Annotated in this window: 14 protein-coding genes and 1 tRNA gene; 10 read left to right on the top strand and 5 right to left on the bottom strand. The window is 42.0% G+C overall.

Annotated features, from left to right (window positions below; all coding sequences use genetic code 11):
- Window positions 1-55: 55 nt before the first annotated feature.
- Window positions 56-2,674 (bottom strand): ATP-dependent chaperone ClpB, encoded by a 2,619-nt coding sequence (gene clpB, locus V7L07_RS07080; RefSeq protein ID WP_335056286.1) that lies wholly within the window; start codon window positions 2,672-2,674, stop codon window positions 56-58.
- 275 nt (window positions 2,675-2,949) lie between these two features.
- Between clpB and V7L07_RS07075 the strand changes: the two genes are divergently transcribed.
- The 6 genes from V7L07_RS07075 to V7L07_RS07050 all read left to right on the top strand — a co-directional run bounded on the left by V7L07_RS07075 (window position 2,950) and on the right by V7L07_RS07050 (window position 8,901).
- Complete coding sequence (locus V7L07_RS07075; RefSeq protein WP_335056284.1) at window positions 2,950-3,318, top strand: hypothetical protein; 369 nt, start codon at window positions 2,950-2,952, stop codon at window positions 3,316-3,318.
- Between the two features lie 116 nt (window positions 3,319-3,434).
- Window positions 3,435-3,689, top strand: coding sequence for a TIGR02450 family Trp-rich protein (locus tag V7L07_RS07070; protein WP_099103731.1), 255 nt, complete (start codon window positions 3,435-3,437; stop codon window positions 3,687-3,689).
- Window positions 3,690-4,559: 870 nt separating this feature from the next.
- A complete protein-coding gene (bchL, locus tag V7L07_RS07065; RefSeq protein WP_012410753.1) occupies window positions 4,560-5,426 on the top strand; it encodes a ferredoxin:protochlorophyllide reductase (ATP-dependent) iron-sulfur ATP-binding protein in 867 nt (288 codons plus the stop codon).
- A 32-nt stretch (window positions 5,427-5,458) separates the two neighbouring features.
- Window positions 5,459-6,244 (top strand): DUF5331 domain-containing protein, encoded by a 786-nt coding sequence (locus V7L07_RS07060; RefSeq protein ID WP_335056282.1) that lies wholly within the window; start codon window positions 5,459-5,461, stop codon window positions 6,242-6,244.
- Between the two features lie 176 nt (window positions 6,245-6,420).
- Complete coding sequence (locus tag V7L07_RS07055; protein ID WP_069070721.1) at window positions 6,421-7,824, top strand: ferredoxin:protochlorophyllide reductase (ATP-dependent) subunit N; 1,404 nt, start codon at window positions 6,421-6,423, stop codon at window positions 7,822-7,824.
- 162 nt (window positions 7,825-7,986) lie between these two features.
- A complete protein-coding gene (locus V7L07_RS07050) occupies window positions 7,987-8,901 on the top strand; it encodes a nucleotidyl transferase AbiEii/AbiGii toxin family protein (RefSeq protein WP_335056280.1) in 915 nt (304 codons plus the stop codon).
- Between the two features lie 356 nt (window positions 8,902-9,257).
- Here V7L07_RS07050 and V7L07_RS07045 read toward each other — a convergent pair whose 3' ends face one another.
- Together V7L07_RS07045 and pyrE are read right to left on the bottom strand one after the other, a co-directional pair.
- Complete coding sequence (locus tag V7L07_RS07045; protein ID WP_335056278.1) at window positions 9,258-10,544, bottom strand: hypothetical protein; 1,287 nt, start codon at window positions 10,542-10,544, stop codon at window positions 9,258-9,260.
- 630 nt (window positions 10,545-11,174) lie between these two features.
- Entirely contained in the window at window positions 11,175-11,798 is a 624-nt protein-coding gene (pyrE, locus tag V7L07_RS07040; RefSeq protein ID WP_335056276.1) for an orotate phosphoribosyltransferase, read from the bottom strand.
- A 100-nt stretch (window positions 11,799-11,898) separates the two neighbouring features.
- Between pyrE and V7L07_RS07035 the strand changes: the two genes are divergently transcribed.
- Window positions 11,899-12,333, top strand: a complete 435-nt coding sequence (locus V7L07_RS07035) for a hypothetical protein (protein WP_335056274.1) — start codon at window positions 11,899-11,901, stop codon at window positions 12,331-12,333.
- A 116-nt stretch (window positions 12,334-12,449) separates the two neighbouring features.
- Here V7L07_RS07035 and V7L07_RS07030 read toward each other — a convergent pair.
- Window positions 12,450-12,522 (bottom strand) — tRNA-Ile (locus V7L07_RS07030).
- A 302-nt stretch (window positions 12,523-12,824) separates the two neighbouring features.
- On the opposite strand from V7L07_RS07030, the gene V7L07_RS07025 reads away from it, so the two are divergent.
- On the top strand, window positions 12,825-13,526 hold the full coding sequence (locus tag V7L07_RS07025; protein WP_179065449.1) for a hypothetical protein: 702 nt from the start codon (window positions 12,825-12,827) through the stop codon (window positions 13,524-13,526).
- A gap of 95 nt (window positions 13,527-13,621) precedes the next feature.
- Window positions 13,622-15,016, top strand: a complete 1,395-nt coding sequence (locus V7L07_RS07020) for a hemolysin family protein (protein ID WP_335056272.1) — start codon at window positions 13,622-13,624, stop codon at window positions 15,014-15,016.
- 187 nt (window positions 15,017-15,203) lie between these two features.
- Here V7L07_RS07020 and queC read toward each other — a convergent pair whose 3' ends face one another.
- Window positions 15,204-15,881: a 7-cyano-7-deazaguanine synthase QueC gene (queC, locus tag V7L07_RS07015; RefSeq protein ID WP_335056270.1), complete on the bottom strand. Its 678-nt coding sequence runs from the start codon at window positions 15,879-15,881 to the stop codon at window positions 15,204-15,206.
- Between the two features lie 338 nt (window positions 15,882-16,219).
- Here queC and V7L07_RS07010 point away from each other — a divergent pair, with 338 nt between their 5' ends.
- On the top strand, window positions 16,220-17,302 hold the full coding sequence (locus V7L07_RS07010) for a Gfo/Idh/MocA family oxidoreductase (protein ID WP_334695759.1): 1,083 nt from the start codon (window positions 16,220-16,222) through the stop codon (window positions 17,300-17,302).
- Window positions 17,303-18,007: the final 705 nt, after the last annotated feature.

Below are 18,007 nucleotides of genomic sequence, written 5' to 3'. Positions count from 1 at the left end.
AAAAACCCGATCTCTGTGAGAGAACGGGTTTTTGTGTGTGATTTATAAGGTGTAATTATCCAGTAAATACCTCAACTGGTAAACGGCTAAACGACAACCTTTCATTCTGCACATCTACAAAGATGGTATTACCGTCGTTGAATTCGCCGCGCAAGATGGATTTAGCAATTTGCGTTTCTAACTCTCGCTGAATCGCCCGCTTCAATGGACGCGCCCCATATACTGGGTCGTATCCTACTTCGGCTAAAAAGTCAAGTGCCGCATCCGAGAGTTTCAGGGATATTTTGCGATCGCCCAATCTTTGGCGCAATCTTTCGACTTGCAACAGCACAATTTGCCGCAATTCCTTCTTATCTAAGCCGTGGAAGATGATGATTTCGTCAATTCGGTTCAGGAACTCTGGACGGAAGCTATTTCGCATTGCTTCCATGACTCGACGCTGCATTTCGTCGTAATGGTTGTTATCCCCAGCGACATCAAGAATGTACTGCGAACCGATGTTACTGGTCATGATGATAATAGCGTTCTTAAAGTCCACCTTATGACCTTGGGCATCAGTAACGCGACCATCATCAAGAATTTGCAAGAAGATATTAAAGACATCCGGGTGTGCTTTCTCGATTTCGTCGAAGAGAATCACTGAGTAAGGACGGCGACGAATCGCTTCTGTAAGTTGTCCGCCTTCTTCATAACCCACATATCCTGGAGGCGCACCGATTAAGCGGGAGACGGCGTGTTTCTCCATGTACTCCGACATATCGATTCGCACCAGCGCATCTTCACTATCGAACATATACGCCGCAAGCGCTTTCGCCAATTCGGTTTTACCCACACCTGTAGGGCCAAGGAAAATAAAGCTAGCGATGGGACGATTCGGATCAGCCAATCCAGCGCGCGATCGCTGAATTGCATCCGCTACAGCTGTGACTGCTTCTTCTTGGCCAATGACGCGGTGGTGCAGTTCATCTTCTAAGTTCAGCAGTTTCTCTTTCTCAGATTCCACCAACTTGCTGATCGGAATCCCTGTCCATTTAGAAATAATTTCGGCAATATCTGCTTCGGTGACTTCTTCCCGTAATAGTGATTTACCACTTCTTTGAGTGCTTGCCAATTCCGCTTCTACTGCTTCTAATTGACGATGCAAACTGGTTAAATTGCCGTATTTCAACTCAGCAGCGCGGTTAAGATCGTAGTCGCGTTCTGCTTGTTGAATCTCTAAGTTGACTCGTTCAATCTCTTTTTTCACAGACTGAATTTTGTCAATAATATCTTTTTCAGATTGCCATTGAGTATTTAGGGTTCTTTGTTCTTCTTTGAGATCGGCAATTTCTTTTTCCAATTTTTCTAGACGTTCACGAGAAGCTGCATCACTTTCTTTTTTCAGCGATAACTTCTCCATTTCCAATTGCAGAATCTTACGATCAATTTCGTCGAGTTCTTCTGGTTTAGAGGTTATCTCCATTTTCAGTCTCGCGGCGGCTTCATCTACCAAGTCGATAGCTTTATCAGGGAGGAAGCGATCGCTAATATATCGGCTCGACAATACGGCGGCGGCAACTAAAGCACTGTCAGAAATCTTTACCCCGTGGTGGTTTTCATAACGTTCTCTCAACCCGCGTAAAATCGAAATACTATCTTCTACACTGGGCTGATCGACATAAACCTGTTGGAAGCGTCTTTCTAGTGCGGCATCTTTTTCGATATGTTTGCGGTATTCATCCAGGGTTGTCGCCCCAATACAGCGCAATTCGCCCCTCGCCAACATTGGTTTTAACAAGTTACTAGCATCCATCGCGCCTTGGGTTGCACCAGCGCCGACAACGGTGTGAATTTCATCAATAAATAAAACAATCTTGCCGGCAGATTCAGTAACTTCTTTTAATACTGCTTTGAGACGTTCTTCAAATTCACCCCGGAATTTTGCCCCTGCAATCAAAGCACCCATATCTAAAGCAATTAACTTGCAGTCTTTCAGGGATTGAGGTACATCACCGGCGATAATTCGCTGTGCTAATCCTTCAGCGATCGCAGTTTTACCAACACCTGGTTCGCCAATTAGCACAGGATTATTCTTGGTGCGGCGAGAGAGAATTTGCACAGTCCGACGAATCTCATCATCTCGCCCAATCACTGGGTCAAGTTGACCTTTACGGGCGGCTTCTGTGAGGTCACGTCCGTATTTTTCCAGTGCTTCGTACTTGCCTTCTGGATTTTGGTCGGTCACTTTTTGGCTCCCACGAATTTGTTTAATAATATTTTTGAGCTTGCCTTCGTCTAAACCGAATTCTTGGAATAAAGCTTTGCCAAAGCGGTCATCTTTAGCGTAAGCCAGCAATAAGTGTTCAATTGAAATATATTCATCTTGAAACTCTTTGCGATATCCATCGGCTCGATCTAGAAGTGTATCCAAGCTGCGCCCTAAGTATACTGAGGTACTATTACCTGATACTTTTGGCTGACGTTGAAAAAATTGTTCCGTGCGATCGCGCAGTTTTTGAAGATTAACACCCGCCTTGGTGAGAATTCCAGTTGCTAGACCATCTTGTTCTAGCAACGCCTTCATCAGGTGTTCGCTTTCAATTTGCTGTTGTTGATATTGTTTAACAATATCGGGGGTATGGGCGATTGCTTCCCAGGCTTTTTCTGTAAATTGGTTAGGATTAGTAGGTTGCATAGGCTTTTTCAGGAACGTAGAGGCGCAGTAGCTTATCAGAGGCTACTACCAGAACACCAAGTCAAGAAAATTTCTGTTCTCACATAGATATTGTAAGAACAGGATAGCGATCGCCTAGATCGGTGTTCACGTCTTGTAAAAGTCGTATTTTCCCGTAGTTCCCATTTCCCATTGGGTATTTACTCATTACTCATTACTCATTACTTATTACTCAATTCTCCTCCTGCCCCCACACAGAGTTACCATAATCCCAGGTCGCATAGTGGATGCTAAAAATGATTGACCCTTACGACTTTGAAGATGATGACTTTGATTTTGAGGATGAGGATTTTTTGAAAATAAAACCCACCAGCCAAATGACTGAAGGGGAAAAGCTACAGAGGTTTAAGCGGTTCTTCGACAGCAGCAGCCGTTCTATGTTGCAAGACTGTCTATTTCATATCATCAATTACGAAGATGGTACGGGTACGTTAGAAATTCTTTGCCCTAATGAAGTCGTAAGGCAACGCCTTTCCAAGAAAAAGCGCAAAATTACCAACAACATCAACACCTGTTGGAGTCATATTAGATGGTTTTCGCTATGTGTCCAGCAAGATAATGAGTTGCATTGCCAGAAGTTTACCCGTAATGGCGATTTGGTTTAGGGGACTGGTCAATGGGGAAGAAGCAAGGGGGCAGGGAGCAAGGGAGAAGAATTTTCCCCTCCGCCCCCCGCCCCTCTGCCTCTTTTCAATGCCCAATGACAAATGACAAATGACAAATGACTAAAAAACAAAAATTTCCTTACCTAGTTGGTTCTAAGTGGACAGCACAGCAAAAAGTTGATGGCTGGCGGCACTTCCAAGTAGTCAATCGTAAAAATCAGGCTAAGTGGGTTTATGCCGAAATGGTTGCTGCTTGCGATCCGAAAGTCCGTTTTTGGATAAATGCCAAATTATTACAAGATAACTCCCAGTGGCAGGCTGGCTGGCAAACATTACAGGAAATCCACGGACTTGAAACTGAGGTGTCCTGATTACCTTAAAATAGCCCCACTGAAAGAAATTTTAGGACTTACGCACACTCTAAAATTGTTCTCTTAGCCCACGGAGGTGGGCTTTGCTTTGTGTAGCCGCGAATTCTATGACTCTGTTGGCGAATTAATAGGGGGTCTAACCCATCATTCCTCATTACTCTGATTTGGCTCTGTTGAAACGGACTTGAGCTATTAGCCCGAAATTTATTTCAGGGCGGGAAAGCAACACCAAACCAATGTTTTCGGGGTGAGGCGTCAAACCCACCGTGAATTCGCCAACAGTCTCATTTTATTGCCTTGGCTCTTGGAAAAGATTTGGCAAATTAATAATTTTTTACAAAATCACCCTAACTTACTCTCAAGCAGCAATTAAACAGTCTCAGCTATCGCCTGAAAACTAGCGATTTATCTGCGATACTTTCGGTGAGCTACGCTAATGCAAATTCCAGTAGTATTTCCAGCATCAGGCTACATATACCTCTCTTTAGCCTTGACGCTGCTCCCCAACGCCTTGAAAACACGTTGTCATAACATCAGCTAATTCTATGAAAAGCATTCAAAAAAGGCAGTTTTAGCTTTTTTTATTTTGTAACTATTTTTATAAAAATAATTAATAAAAACTTTTTATTATCTATTTTTAGAGCTTTTAAGGTCTTTAGGGTTCATAAAAACCTAAATAGACATAATCAAGCTCTAATTCATCGGATAATACCGTTTTACAGATTATGACCCACTTTCCTTTCTATGTAATTTGCCCAATAATGACATCAAGAATGAAATCAAGAAACCTCACGCATCGCCATCTCAGGAAAGGTGAAGGCAAATGTTTGAGCCACAAGTTTGACCAAAAGCTATAAGAGGGAAACAACAGTGAAACTAGCAGTCTACGGAAAAGGTGGTATCGGTAAATCCACAACTAGCTGTAATATATCCGTCGCCCTAGCTAAACGTGGCAAAAAAGTGCTGCAAATTGGTTGCGACCCCAAACATGACAGTACCTTTACCCTGACTGGGTTTTTGATTCCGACAATTATCGACACCCTCCAAGAAAAGGACTATCACTACGAAGATGTCTGGCCAGAAGATGTGATTTATAAAGGCTACGGCGGTGTGGATTGCGTAGAAGCAGGTGGCCCGCCTGCTGGTGCTGGATGTGGCGGCTACGTAGTCGGTGAAACCGTAAAATTACTTAAAGAACTTAACGCCTTTGATGAGTACGATGTAATTCTTTTTGACGTTCTGGGTGACGTAGTTTGCGGTGGTTTTGCAGCACCACTCAACTATGCAGATTACTGCCTGATTGTTACAGACAACGGCTTTGATGCTTTATTTGCTGCCAATCGGATTGCTGCTTCCGTCCGCGAAAAAGCAAGAACTCACCCACTGCGTTTAGCTGGGTTAATTGGTAATCGCACCTCCAAGCGTGACTTGATTGAAAAATATATAGAAGCTGTGCCCATGCCAGTTTTGGAAGTTTTACCTTTGATTGAAGACATCCGTGTTTCCCGTGTGAAAGGCAAAACTTTGTTCGAGATGGCAGAGCAAGATCCTTCCCTAGACTACGTTTGCGACTACTACCTCAACATCGCCGACCAAATTCTGGCGCGTCCCGAAGGTGTTGTGCCTAACGATACACCAGATCGGGAGTTGTTCTCTTTGTTGTCCGATTTTTATCTAAATCCGGGTAAACCCCAGGTTCCTAATTCAGAAGAGGAACTAGACTTGATGATTGTATAAATCACCAAGTTCTCAGGATGGGGGACAATAATATGGCTTTCTTTCACAGTTTTACAGATTCAATAAAGCAAAAGTGGTTGCAATTTTTCCAGAATAATCGAGACTGGATTACCCTGCACATGGAAGTGGAATCAGTGTACACCCCTGATGGCGGGAAGCGACCACCTTCTTACCTCATCCTGGGAGTTCTTAACGCCCTAGAGCCAAAGCTAGCGCAGTTAATGTTGCCCTTTGCCAAGCTCAATCCTGACGCCGATACCCTGATTGAAGTACTGGATTTGCATTTTGACCCAGATTTAGTTCTCGGTAATCGTTTCGTCGGCAACCCAGAAGTAGAAAGATACGCAGAAGAAGCAGCAGCTATCGTTGACGAAAAGCCTGAAGATGAAACATTGACACATTCTCATACAAATGGCTTTGCGGCGGCGGTAGTTCCAGAATTCGCAATCCTGGATTCCGATAATGAAAGTCTGGGGATTGGCGAGTTGGAGGAAACTGAAAATGCCTTTGGCGATACTTCCTTAACCAACGGACACGACTCAAAAGATGAGTCTCTCCAAACCTCTAGTTTAGAAGCAGATGAGTTTGGGGAAATTGCCTTCGATTCAACAGCTGCAATAGAAGTAAAACTGGATGAAGACGAGGCACTTGAAGATAGTCCACTAGATGAGAATGCGTTCAAAGACGTGTTATCAGATGTCTGGGGTGATGAAACAGCTTTGCAAAAGGCTGAAGAAAATAACGATTTTTTGGGGGAAGAACTGCCAGCAGGCGTTTTTGATGAATCAGAAATTGCCCGCCTCTTCCCCAATGCTTAATTATTGCCGTTCTTCGCAATTTTAAGGTTTAGATTTGGGGTTTTGGATGAGGAATTAGGGAAATTGTCGTTAGACAGCGGATACTTTTGTTGTCCCAGCCTTCAATCCAAAATTATCAATCTAAAATCTGAAATTGGTTGAACTGCCATTAAATATCAAGGGGAGAAAAAACCAAAATGACTGTCGCTCAACAACCAGAAGCTTTAAGCTTTGAATGTGAAACTGGGAATTACCATACTTTTTGTCCAATTAGCTGCGTGGCGTGGTTATACCAAAAAATTGAAGATAGCTTCTTTTTGGTGATTGGGACAAAAACTTGCGGCTACTTCCTGCAAAACGCGATGGGGGTGATGATTTTTGCTGAACCCCGCTATGCAATGGCAGAGTTGGAAGAAGGCGATATTTCCGCACAACTGAGTGATTATGAAGAGTTAAAGCGGTTGTGCTTGCAGATTAAACGCGATCGCAATCCTAGTGTAATTGTCTGGATTGGCACTTGCACTACAGAAATTATCAAAACAGATTTAGAAGGTTTAGCACCTAAACTAGAATCTGAAATCGGGATTCCCATCGTTGTAGCGCGTGCAAATGGTCTAGATTACGCCTTCACCCAAGGGGAAGACACCGTATTAGCCGCAATGGCTAACCGTTGTCCTGATAAGTCTCCGGTGGCGGAAACAGAGAAAAGTGAACGGAATGCGATCGCTAAATTGCTCAACTTTGGTAAGAAGAAAGAAGATGTTGCCCAAGATGAATCTGAGTACGTAGATCATCCACCCTTAGTTCTCTTTGGTTCCCTTCCCGACCCCGTAGTTACTCAGTTAACCTTGGAACTGAAGAAACAAGGCATCAAAGTTTCCGGCTGGCTACCCGCGAAGCGCTTCACAGAATTGCCAGTATTGGAAGAAGGGTATTATGTCGCTGGTGTCAATCCCTTCCTCAGCCGCACAGCTACCACCTTAATGCGCCGCCGCAAGTGTAAACTCATTGGCGCACCCTTCCCCATTGGCCCTGATGGTACTCGCGCTTGGATTGAGAAAATCTGCTCGGTGTTCGGTATTACTCCCAAGGGTTTGGATGAACGGGAAGCACAAATTTGGGCAGGCTTGGAAGATTACGTGAAACTGATTCGCGGTAAGTCTGTATTCTTCATGGGTGATAACTTGCTGGAAGTTTCCCAAGCAAGATTCTTAATCCGTTGTGGGATGACAGTTCACGAAATCGGCATTCCCTACATGGATAAGCGCTATCAAGCTGCTGAGTTGGCATTGCTGGAGAAAACTTGTCAGGAAATGAATTCACCCCTGCCAAGGATTGTAGAGAAGCCGGATAATTACAATCAACTTCAGCGGATTTATGAGTTGAAACCAGATTTGGTAATTACTGGTATGGCTCACGCTAATCCATTGGAAGCACGGGGTATTAATACTAAGTGGTCGGTGGAGTTCACTTTTGCTCAAATTCACGGCTTTACGAATGCACGTGACATGTTAGAGTTGGTGACTCGTCCGTTGCGTCGGAATAATAATTTGAAAGATTTGGGTTGGGATAAGTTGGTGAGAGAAGAAGCGAAGATTTAGATTTTGGTTTGGATTGATCAACAGCATATAATTAAGGCGAACCCAAAAAGTTCGCCTTTTTTGTCTCACAAAGGCGCAAAGGAAGATCGCCTAAAAATAGTTACAATCAGGTGGATATCGCTAAATCATAACTTAGAGAAAATTTAACCATTAGAGTTAATTATGCTTAAGCTAAATCCACAAAAGCTACCATTTCTAGAGTCTATTGGTTGGCAGCTAAAAAATGTATATCAAATGAGTGAGAAAGAAATTGTTCAATTGTATCAACGCAATTGGCATCATCAAACTACCTTCAAAAATTTAAAACAACAAGAAAAGGATTTTGTTCATTATTTAGCAAAAAAATATAACTCTTGGATATTACCGGATTTTGAAATGTTTCATCTTGATCATCATAATAATATACTTAAAATCCTTAATGCTTTCAATCCAGAAGTTTTCAAAAAAGCTTCTGCATACTTTGGTGGTGGTACACTCTTGGCGTTAGAATATGATGAATACAGGCTTAGTAAAGATATTGATTTCCTCTTCCCTTATGGAACTGAAAATTACAGGTATTTAAGAAATTTGATTTGCGATGAAGGAATTGTAGCATTATTTCAAACTACAACAGATATCGAATTAGGTGACAGTACAATAAATCAATATGGTATTCGTTTTCCTATTATAGTCAATGAAACAACTATTAAAGTAGAAATTGTAGGCAATGGGATTTTTACTTTAGACCCTCCTGTTTATCCAGAATGGACAAAAATACCTTGTCTAAGTATAAGCGATAGATTTACATCAAAACTAATGGCTAATGCTGACCGATGGAATGATTCAAGTACACAATCTAGAGATTTGATTGACTTAGCGATATTGCGTATAAATAACGAAATACCCGCACATGCAATCGCTAAAGCTGAAGGAAACTACGAAGTAAAAAAGCCATTAATTAAAGCCATCACTAATTTTATTGAAAAAGAAAGATATAGAGATAAATGTTTTCATGAGTTAAACATACCTGAAGAAAAATTTTCCATAATTATGGATGGAATAAATTGGCTTCTTGTTGACTTTGAATCTATGAATTAAAGGAATTTAAAATTGCTCAAAACGATGAAACTTATCAAGAATTAAACACACGAATTTACAAACTTAAGTTCGATAAATATATCTCAGATGAAGACCGACAACATTTTTTGGATGTAGTTAAAAAATACAGTCAATTTATAGAAATCAAATCTTAAATAAACACCTGTAGAGATCCAGATGACAACAAATTTTTATAACTTGCTAAAGATGCCAATGCAGAATTTTTAATCACAGGAGATCATGACCTTTTATCACTCAAGACTCTAGCCGAATATCAAAATCAGATTATTACTCCCAGAGGCTTTCTTGACCTTGATTAATTCATCTTTAATCCTGTAATTAGTTCAGATGGAAGGCTATAACTTTAAAGGTTTGGATGGAATTATGTACATTAATTCTGCGCCGTCTGGTTTAATTTCTGTAGACGGAGTTAATTTAAGCCAGTCATGAAAGCTGATTCCTAGTTGGGATATTGCTTGTACTTCTGTTTGGTAAGATTCAAAGCGGCGATTGGTTTCAATCATAGATTCCATTACTTCAAATACTTGGGGAAGACGTTTGTAAGCTTCTTTTTCAAATCTCCCTGTGAGTGGAGTAGGATTTCCTCCGAATATGCCCCATTGGATTTCACTACGATCTATAATTGCCGATGGAAGGGATGATAGCCATTTTTGAGGATCTTTGGCTATTTTAAACAGATTTTTACGCTGAAGCTCAAACACAGCATTTTCATCCAAAGCTGGGTCAATCCATTGATAAATTTTGGTCAGTCTTCGCAAATCAATCTGACCTTTTAACTGAGGATCTAAGTATGCTGCGGGGTTAGAGGTTAGCAGAATATCAACATACTTATGAATACGAGAACGGATAACTTTAGCCCCTTCTTGAAAGCGGCGAAGTGCTGTATCATGTTCCTCTAATTCTAAATAGCAACGTGCTTCAGCTAGGTAGGCTAAAGATAAAGTCAGCAGATATTCATCAGCAATTTGGCTTTTTTGCTCAATTTCGATATCAGTATATTCAGTGTAGATATGCTGTGCTTCTAAAAAGCGGTTAATAGCTTGTAGTGCGCTGCTTCTACGATTTTCAATTTTGGTCATTGTAAAAGCATTATTTGCTAATTCGATTGCAGCACGAAAATTTGCATAGAAACTAAGATCGATTTTACGTTTAATGTGATTTAACAGTTTTTGTGCTTGTTGTAAACGTTGTTCTAATTCCTTAAGCCGTTGTGCTATCACAGCAAAACCTATAACTGAGACACCCAGGTTAAGTATACTGACTGCACCAGTTACCTGCAAAATTCCTTGAGTGAACTGCACACTTTGCCCAATCTTACCTAACTGATTTTCAATTCCACCCAAACGCTGGTTAACATCAGCTAATCCTTTTCCTGTCGCAGCCGCATTAGCCCCTGAAGCAACAAGATTTGTACCGGAGAAAACAAGGTTGAGTAAATTGTTGGGAGTATCAGTTGGTGTTGGCACTTGGGAATTATTTGATCCCTGCTCCCGTAACCAACTAACGACTTGTTTTGTTCCTACATCTCGGATAACACCCCCTACCCTTTCAAAAGTTCCATCTGCCAATCCTTTGGCAATCCAATCAGCAAGCATAAAAGTCACTGTAACTGGTAAACTCACGATCTTCTCCTAGTTGCTAAATTGTCAGTAGCGCGATATTTAGCAATAAACCACTTTGCCTCTAAACAGCAAATACCTGCGCTTTACTCAGTATTCCCAATTTGAGTTCTATTCTGTCTAATAGCGATCGCTCTTTTTAACGAACCGCCAAGACGCCAAGAAAGAAAAGCAAGCGATCGCTCCAATTCATCTCACTCAAATACAGTTACAATAAGGTGGGAAAGATGCGAAAACTTTAGTACAAGTCATTATGCTAGTTGAATCATCATCTGAAGAAGACGAAACTACCTATCTTCTGAAATCAGAAACTAACAAAAAACATCTACTCAAAGCTTTATAAAATGTAGAAAAAGGTAACTTAATTTCTGTTAATTTAGATGAATATGAAAAAATTACCTTTGAAGCACAAACTTATAAAATTGAGGAAGATTGATTATTTTGACTTGCAAATATCATTATGAGCAATAAGCTTTATTGAGGCTGGGATATTATTTTATTTCAGGCGATCGCTCTTTTTTAATTAAAGTATGTTTGCTAAAATCGATAACCAAAACGAATATTTTATATTCAGAACTTATACCAATTCCTAATTACGAATTACGAATTACGAATTAATACAAGTCCCCTTATTTATGAATTCGCAAGTTGTCGGTAGCGTTCCTGAACTTCCTGAATCGAAAATAAAGTTTCAAACTTCAACCCGGTTGACTGATACAACTCACCTCCCCCTTGCTCTCTGTCTACTAGTGAAATTACTTGACTTACGGTATAACCTGCATCCTTAAGACGCTCAACCGCTTTCAGAGCAGATTGCCCAGTTGTCACCACATCTTCCAAAACTACTACTTTTGCACCTTCAGGTAAACTAGGGCCTTCTATATAAGCTCTCGTCCCGTAACCCTTGGCTTCCTTGCGAATAATCAGCGCTGGTATCGGTCGGTTTTCATAAACAGAAACTATACTCACTGCTGTCACAATTGGATCAGCCCCCATTGTTAAACCACCTACAGCCTGTGTATCTACAGGTAATAAAGGGAACAACAAGCGTCCAACTGCCAAAGCGCCTTGAGGATGGAGTGTTACCTGTGTCTTGTTGACGTAATAAGAACTACGCAGCCCAGAAGAGAGGAGAAAATCACCTTCTTGATAAGCAAGTTGGCAAAATAAATCTAGTAGCTTGTGGCGCAAAATAGTCAAATCAGGAGTGGTTGCCCAAATATCTGAGTGGGTAAGAGTTTCAGTAGGATACGTCATTACAAAACATTAAAAATTGTGCTACACCAAAGGTTGAACTTATCAGAGTTCTGAACTTAAGCATAAATTAAGATTGCCCAAAAATTGAGGAGTCAGAAACGTGGGTATAAAATTCAAAACCTTTGGTGGTTTATTAGTGCTGCTTGCTGCTGGTATTGCTTTTCCCTCAGTTGCATCTGCCCAAACGGCAACACCCAATTATGAAACGACGAGTGATGTCTTTGAACGAGCTTATTTTAGTCATGATCGCAATTTCTACGAAAATGGCAGCCTCAAGCGTCAGCTAGACTCATTATTCGGATCTGGTTCCAGTTTCGGTGGTTCCTTCCCAGAAAATGAAATTGCCCACGATGCTGAATTGGTTAACACTTTATATCATGATGTCCTGACTCAGCAAGTCGGCAACGATCCTTATATTCGTACTCCTGATTTACCAAATCCTTATGACACATCGCTAATGATGTCTCCTCGTTTGAATAGCAACAAACTCAAACTAGGAACTGAATTCAGGTTTGAAACTTTACCATCTCGGTAGGATTAGGGAGTGGGGAGGATGGGAGAATAATTACTAACCAACATTTCAGCAACGTTCACTACAAGTGCCCGTGCCCAATGCCCCATACCCTCTATTACTAATTTTCGATGATTTAGTGCGCCCTGCTGGAATCGAACCAGCCTTAAGGCGAATTATGAGTTCGCTGCCTCCCCAATCGGCCAAAGGCGCATGTTTTGCTGGGTTTCGGATTGCTAGGAGTAAATTGCTTTAACTCTTAGGTCAACTTTATTTGCTAATTAATTTTAGAGTGAGGAAAATAACTCACGCACTGAGTTATTAGCCAATTCCATAATTATATCACAAATTTTCGGCTTGTGAAGACTGGACAATAATTTACCAGCTTTTTATACTACATAATTTGATCATAGATATAGTGCAAACTAATATTGATTAAGTTCCTTTAAGGATTGAGGTCAAAAGCTTCACTATTCTTAGATAGACCAGCATTCTATTGTGATAGCTTGTCAGCGATGAAAATAAATTCTACTGTACTTCTTACTTTGATTTTGCTAATTCTGATGATGGGAGCCGGCTCTGTGAGCGCGTTTTTGGGCTTTGAACTGGGGAGTTCAGCACTTAAAGGCGTTACTACACCAGATGGGCGTCCCACAACCAAATTTGCCAGCAATAAGGCAAATAGCTCCCAACAGGGGGGGCTAGTGCTATTAAAAGAGGAAGAGATTCTGAAAATTGTCAAGGCACGAGTTGAGGGTAAAACCAAGGCGGCTAAATCTGAAAAGCTAGAGGAAGATGATGAAGAAACCAATAGCAGCAAGCAGAAGCCAGAGGAAAAACCCCCAGAAGTGGTTGAAGAAAAACCCCTGCCAGGTTTTCCGGTTACTGCCCAAAGTCAGGGTGTAACCATGATTGTGCAATCTGCTCACTACTCTGGTGGTGATTTGCTACTGAAAGTGAAAATGCAGAACAAAGGTAAGGATTCTGTACGCTTCCTGTATAGTTTTTTAGATGTTACTGATGACAAAGGACGAACCCTAAGTGCGAGTACAGAGGGCTTACCAACAGAATTGCCTGTAAATGGGCCAGCATTTTCAGGTACAGTGAGCATTCCCACAGCTTTACTTGATGATGTCAAGAAAATATCACTTGCTCTTACTGATTATCCTGCTCAACAATTGAAGCTAGAGGCATCGAATATTCCGGTAGGAAGGTAGATTGGGGATCGGGGACTGGGGACTGGGGACTGGTGACTAGGGACTGAATTCTTCCCAATACCCAATCCCTGATACCCAATCCCCATTCCCCCTAAATGGAGGACGTGAGTTTTACACGAGCTTTGGCAGTGAGTGGTTTTCCTAATTTAATTTGGACAGACGTGGCGCTGCGGTTGTTATCAGTGCTACTACTGATTGCCATAAATGCCTTTTTTGTGACGGCGGAATTTTCGATGGTCAGCGTGCGGCGATCGCGTATTCACCAGTTAGTTAAGGCTGGGGATATTCCTGCGATCGCTGTAGAAATGCTACAACGCAGTATTGACCGACTGCTATCTACCACCCAGTTAGGTATTACCCTCTCTAGTTTGGCGCTGGGATGGATTGGCGAAAGTACGATTGTTGTCCTGGTTAATGCCTGGTTGAGATCCTGGCCTTTACCAGTTAGCATGACTACCTTCATAGCACATTCCCTATCAATTCCTATTGCCTTTTTCTTAATTGCCTATTTGCAAATTGTGATCGGAGAACTATGCCCCAAATCCTTAGCCATGTTGTACTCAGAACAGCTAGCGAGGTTTTTGGGGCCTTCAGTAAAAGCGATCGTGCGTTTTTTTGGCCCCTTCATCTGGATTCTCAACCAATCAACTCGTTTTTTATTGCGAATTTTTGGCATCCAATACACAGGTCAAGGCTGGAGACCGCCTGTAACTCCTGAAGAATTGCAACTAATTATCTCTACAGAATGGGGATCTACTGGTTTACAGCGTGCAGAGCGAGAATTGCTCAATAATGTTTTTGAGTTTGGCGATGTCATGGCCCAAGATGTGATGATCCCCCGCACCAGTATTATCACGCTGCCAAAAGACGCAACTTTCCAAGCATTACTCAGGGAAATGGCTTCTACTGGTTACTCTCGCTACCCAGTAATTGGCGAATCTTTGGATGATGTTCGCGGCATTGTTTATTTTAAAGATTTGGCACAACCTTTAGCTGTAGGAAAACTCAGTTTAGAGACACAGATTCAACCTTGGATGCGTCCCGCCCGGTTTGTTCCAGAACATACGCCCTTGAGTGAACTTTTGCCCATGATGCAGCAAGAGAAGCCCGCTATGGTCATGGTAGTGAATGAATTTGGCGGTACTGTGGGACTAGTGACAATCAAAGATGTCATTGCCGAAATTATTGGCGACGCAAGCGAACCTGAAAACAGCGACGAATTATTGATTCAGATGTTAGATGAGCAGAAATTTTTGGTGCAGGCACAAATCAACCTCGAAGACCTCAACGAAGTTTTGCATCTCAATTTGCCCCTGACCAGAGAATACCAAACACTAGGGGGCTTTTTGCTGTACGAGTTACAGAAAATTCCTGTCAAAGGCGAAATATTCTGTTATCAAAATCTCGAATTCACTGTCGTCTCAATTGTTGGCCCACGCCTGCATCAAATTCAACTGCGACGCTTACAAGAGTTAGGAGTTGAGAGTTAGGAGTTATGAATTTTAACTCCTCACTCCTAACCTGACTTTTCACGTTATGTGGAAAAGTCCACCAACAACCTAACCCCCCAACCCCCTTACCGACGCAGGAAAGGGGAAAATTCAAAGTCTCTCCTCAAAGGAGAGAGATTTAGAGAGAGGTTTTCCAGATGCCGTGAAAAGTCAGACTCCTCACTCTTCAAGAAGCATACGTCAGTGGATCAACAAGTCCCAATTCGGCAAAAGCTGCTAGCCGCAAGCGACAAGAATCACATACACCACAGGCGACATCTCCAGCAGCATAGCAAGACCAAGTTAACTCCCAAGGAACTCCTAATTGGTTCCCCAGTTGGATGATTTCGGTTTTTTTCAGGTTGATTAGGGGTGCAACAATCTTAATTGGTTGTCCCTCACGCCCTTGTTTGGTTCCCAGGCGAAAAACTTCTTGCATTGCTTCGATGTAGTCGGGGCGACAATCAGGATATCCTGAATAATCGAGGGCATTAACGCCGATATAGACACGCTCTGCTGCGATCGCTTCGGCGTAACCAAGAGCAAAGCTTAAAAAGATGGTATTACGAGCCGGAACGTATGTAACAGGAATATTTTGAGACATTTCATCCAGCGATCGCTCCTGGGGTAAATCAATGGTGTCATCGGTAAGCGCCGAACCACCCCATTGTCGTAAGTCAAAATTAACAACTTGATGTTGTGCGATCGTAGCTTTTTGAGCAACAGCAAGGGCTGACTTTAACTCTTGTCGGTGTCGCTGCTGGTAATCAAAGGAGATAGCATGACATTCACAGCCATCAGCCTGAGCTTTATACAAAATTGTGGAAGAGTCCAATCCCCCAGATAACAGAATTACAGCTTTCATTTCAGTTGCAAATTTTGGATTTAAAATCGCCAAATCAAACCTTAACAAAATGCCAGAAAGCAATGCCAAGAAGAATTTACACTTAGGTCTTACCGAATTTTTTACAGTTAATCAAAAGACATATTTTTTTGGAGAAAGTGCAAAATCCCAAACAAACCCGAAATATCTATACAAAAGATATTTGGATTACGGGAACCGATCGCAAACTTTGAAATTCTTCATAAACATAGGCTCTATGTTACCATCTGGATGGTTTTAGACGGATCGTAACTGGCTTTCGAGTATAAACGCCAACGGCCGTAGCGTCTCTAAATTTGGTGGTTGAGGAGAGAATAATAGTGCAAGATAGCATGTCAGTGGCAGAACCGAATCCATACACACAGCGCAACCAGCCACGACCAATCCGCATAGGCGTGATTGGAGTGGGTAACATGGGACAACACCACGCTCGCGTGCTGAGTTCAATGAAAGATGTTGAATTAGTCGGAGTGGCAGATATTAACGTCGAGCGAGGATTAGAAACTGCCAGCAAGTATAAGGTGCGTTTTTTTGAAGATTATTGTGACCTGCTACCCCTTGTGGAAGCAGTTTGTGTAGCTGTTCCCACCCGTCTGCACTATGCTGTGGGCATCAACTGTCTGTTAGCGGGTATTCATGTTTTGATTGAAAAACCGATCGCAGCCAGTATTTCAGAGGCAGAGTCTTTAGTCAATGCTGCGGCTGAGTCTCAGTGTATCCTGCAAGTGGGTCATATTGAGCGTTTCAACCCAGCTTTTAAAGAATTGAGCCAAGTACTGAAAACAGAGGAATTGCTGGCGCTAGAAGCCCACAGAATGAGTCCTTACTCAGATCGGGCAAATGATGTTTCGGTTGTGCTGGATTTAATGATCCATGACATCGACCTACTTCTGGAATTAGCTGCTTCCCCAGTCACAAAATTGACTGCTAGCGGTACTCGCTCCCTAGACTCTGGTTATTTAGATTACGTAACCGCTACCTTGGGATTTGCCAATGGTATTGTTGCTACTCTGACTGCCAGTAAAGTTACCCACCGAAAAATTCGCCGGATTGTCGCTCATTGCAAAAATTCATTTACTGAGGCAGATTTCCTCAAGAATGAAATTTTGATTCATCGGCAAACCACTGCCAATTCTCTCACCGACCACCGACAAGTACTTTACAGGCAAGATGGTGTAATTGAAAAAGTCTACACCAGCAATATTCAACCTCTAAGTGCAGAACTAGAGCATTTTGTCAACTGCGTGCATGGTGGCAATCAGCCCTCAGTAGGCGGTGAACAAGCTCTCAAAGCCCTGAGACTGGCAAGTTTGATTGAGCAGATGGCGCTGGAAGATCGAGTTTGGAATCCCTTAGACTGGCAATCGGAACCAAGAGTACAATCATTGACTCCGACAGCCTAGAAGAAGAGGGGATGAAGGGGATGAAGGGGACAAGGTTAAACTTTCTTCCTTTTCTGTTCCTGATTCCCCACAGCATCAACTCAGAAGAAAACCCTAAAGTATGTTTTGAAATTTGTCATCAAATCTTTAGATCCTCCTTAGTCTTTCAAAAAAACGACTAAGGGGGATCTAAAAAATTGGAAAATAAAACCTAGTACCGCAAGGCGGAATTCAAAATGACGCTCGCAGACTCGCTAACGCTGCGCTAACAAAATTCAAAATTCAAAATTAATACAGCGTAAGCGTTTCATTAATTTTGAATAGGTGGTTTATTTACGCTGTGTTGTACTAGTGGTTCATGTCACTAATTAAATTGTGATAAATCAGGGTGATTCAGATCCCCGACTTCTTGAAGAAGTCGGGGATCTCGCAGCCCCGCAAAATTAATGAAACAGATCCTTAACTTTTGCTTGTCTGAGTCTGTTTCCAACTGGTTCCCAGCCTGGAGGCTGGGAACCCATTTGAGGCTCTGCCTCCTCTTTTTTGATGAGAGGTAGAGCCTCTGAGAATACGTTACCAGCCTCCAGGCTGATAACGAGGCTACATAAATTTGGGCTTTCCTTAGTGCCATTCAGCCAAGTTACCTTGACTCTAACAATCCAAAACAATTACCTTTTAAAAAAGCTAAGGCGGAATCTTAGTAACAGAACTAGTACAGCAATTTCA

The sequence above is a fragment of the Nostoc sp. genome, from assembly GCF_036916985.1.
Taxonomy (GTDB): domain Bacteria; phylum Cyanobacteriota; class Cyanobacteriia; order Cyanobacteriales; family Nostocaceae; genus Nostoc.
The sequence above is the reverse complement of the archived record's forward strand: the minus strand, read 5'-3'. Positions and strand labels throughout refer to the sequence as shown.

What these genes read in the sequence shown, in the direction of transcription:
- V7L07_RS07050 (WP_335056280.1), top strand. Translation starts at nt 7,987, where the DNA reads ATGCTTAAGCTAAATCCACAAAAGCTACCATTTCTAGAGTCTATTGGT.
- V7L07_RS07070 (WP_099103731.1), top strand. Translation starts at nt 3,435, where the DNA reads ATGACTAAAAAACAAAAATTTCCTTACCTAGTTGGTTCTAAGTGGACA.
- V7L07_RS07060 (WP_335056282.1), top strand. Translation starts at nt 5,459, where the DNA reads ATGGCTTTCTTTCACAGTTTTACAGATTCAATAAAGCAAAAGTGGTTG.
- clpB (WP_335056286.1), bottom strand. Translation starts at nt 2,674, where the DNA reads ATGCAACCTACTAATCCTAACCAATTTACAGAAAAAGCCTGGGAAGCA.
- V7L07_RS07025 (WP_179065449.1), top strand. Translation starts at nt 12,825, where the DNA reads ATGAAAATAAATTCTACTGTACTTCTTACTTTGATTTTGCTAATTCTG.
- V7L07_RS07020 (WP_335056272.1), top strand. Translation starts at nt 13,622, where the DNA reads ATGGAGGACGTGAGTTTTACACGAGCTTTGGCAGTGAGTGGTTTTCCT.
- V7L07_RS07055 (WP_069070721.1), top strand. Translation starts at nt 6,421, where the DNA reads ATGACTGTCGCTCAACAACCAGAAGCTTTAAGCTTTGAATGTGAAACT.
- pyrE (WP_335056276.1), bottom strand. Translation starts at nt 11,798, where the DNA reads ATGACGTATCCTACTGAAACTCTTACCCACTCAGATATTTGGGCAACC.
- queC (WP_335056270.1), bottom strand. Translation starts at nt 15,881, where the DNA reads ATGAAAGCTGTAATTCTGTTATCTGGGGGATTGGACTCTTCCACAATT.
- V7L07_RS07075 (WP_335056284.1), top strand. Translation starts at nt 2,950, where the DNA reads ATGATTGACCCTTACGACTTTGAAGATGATGACTTTGATTTTGAGGAT.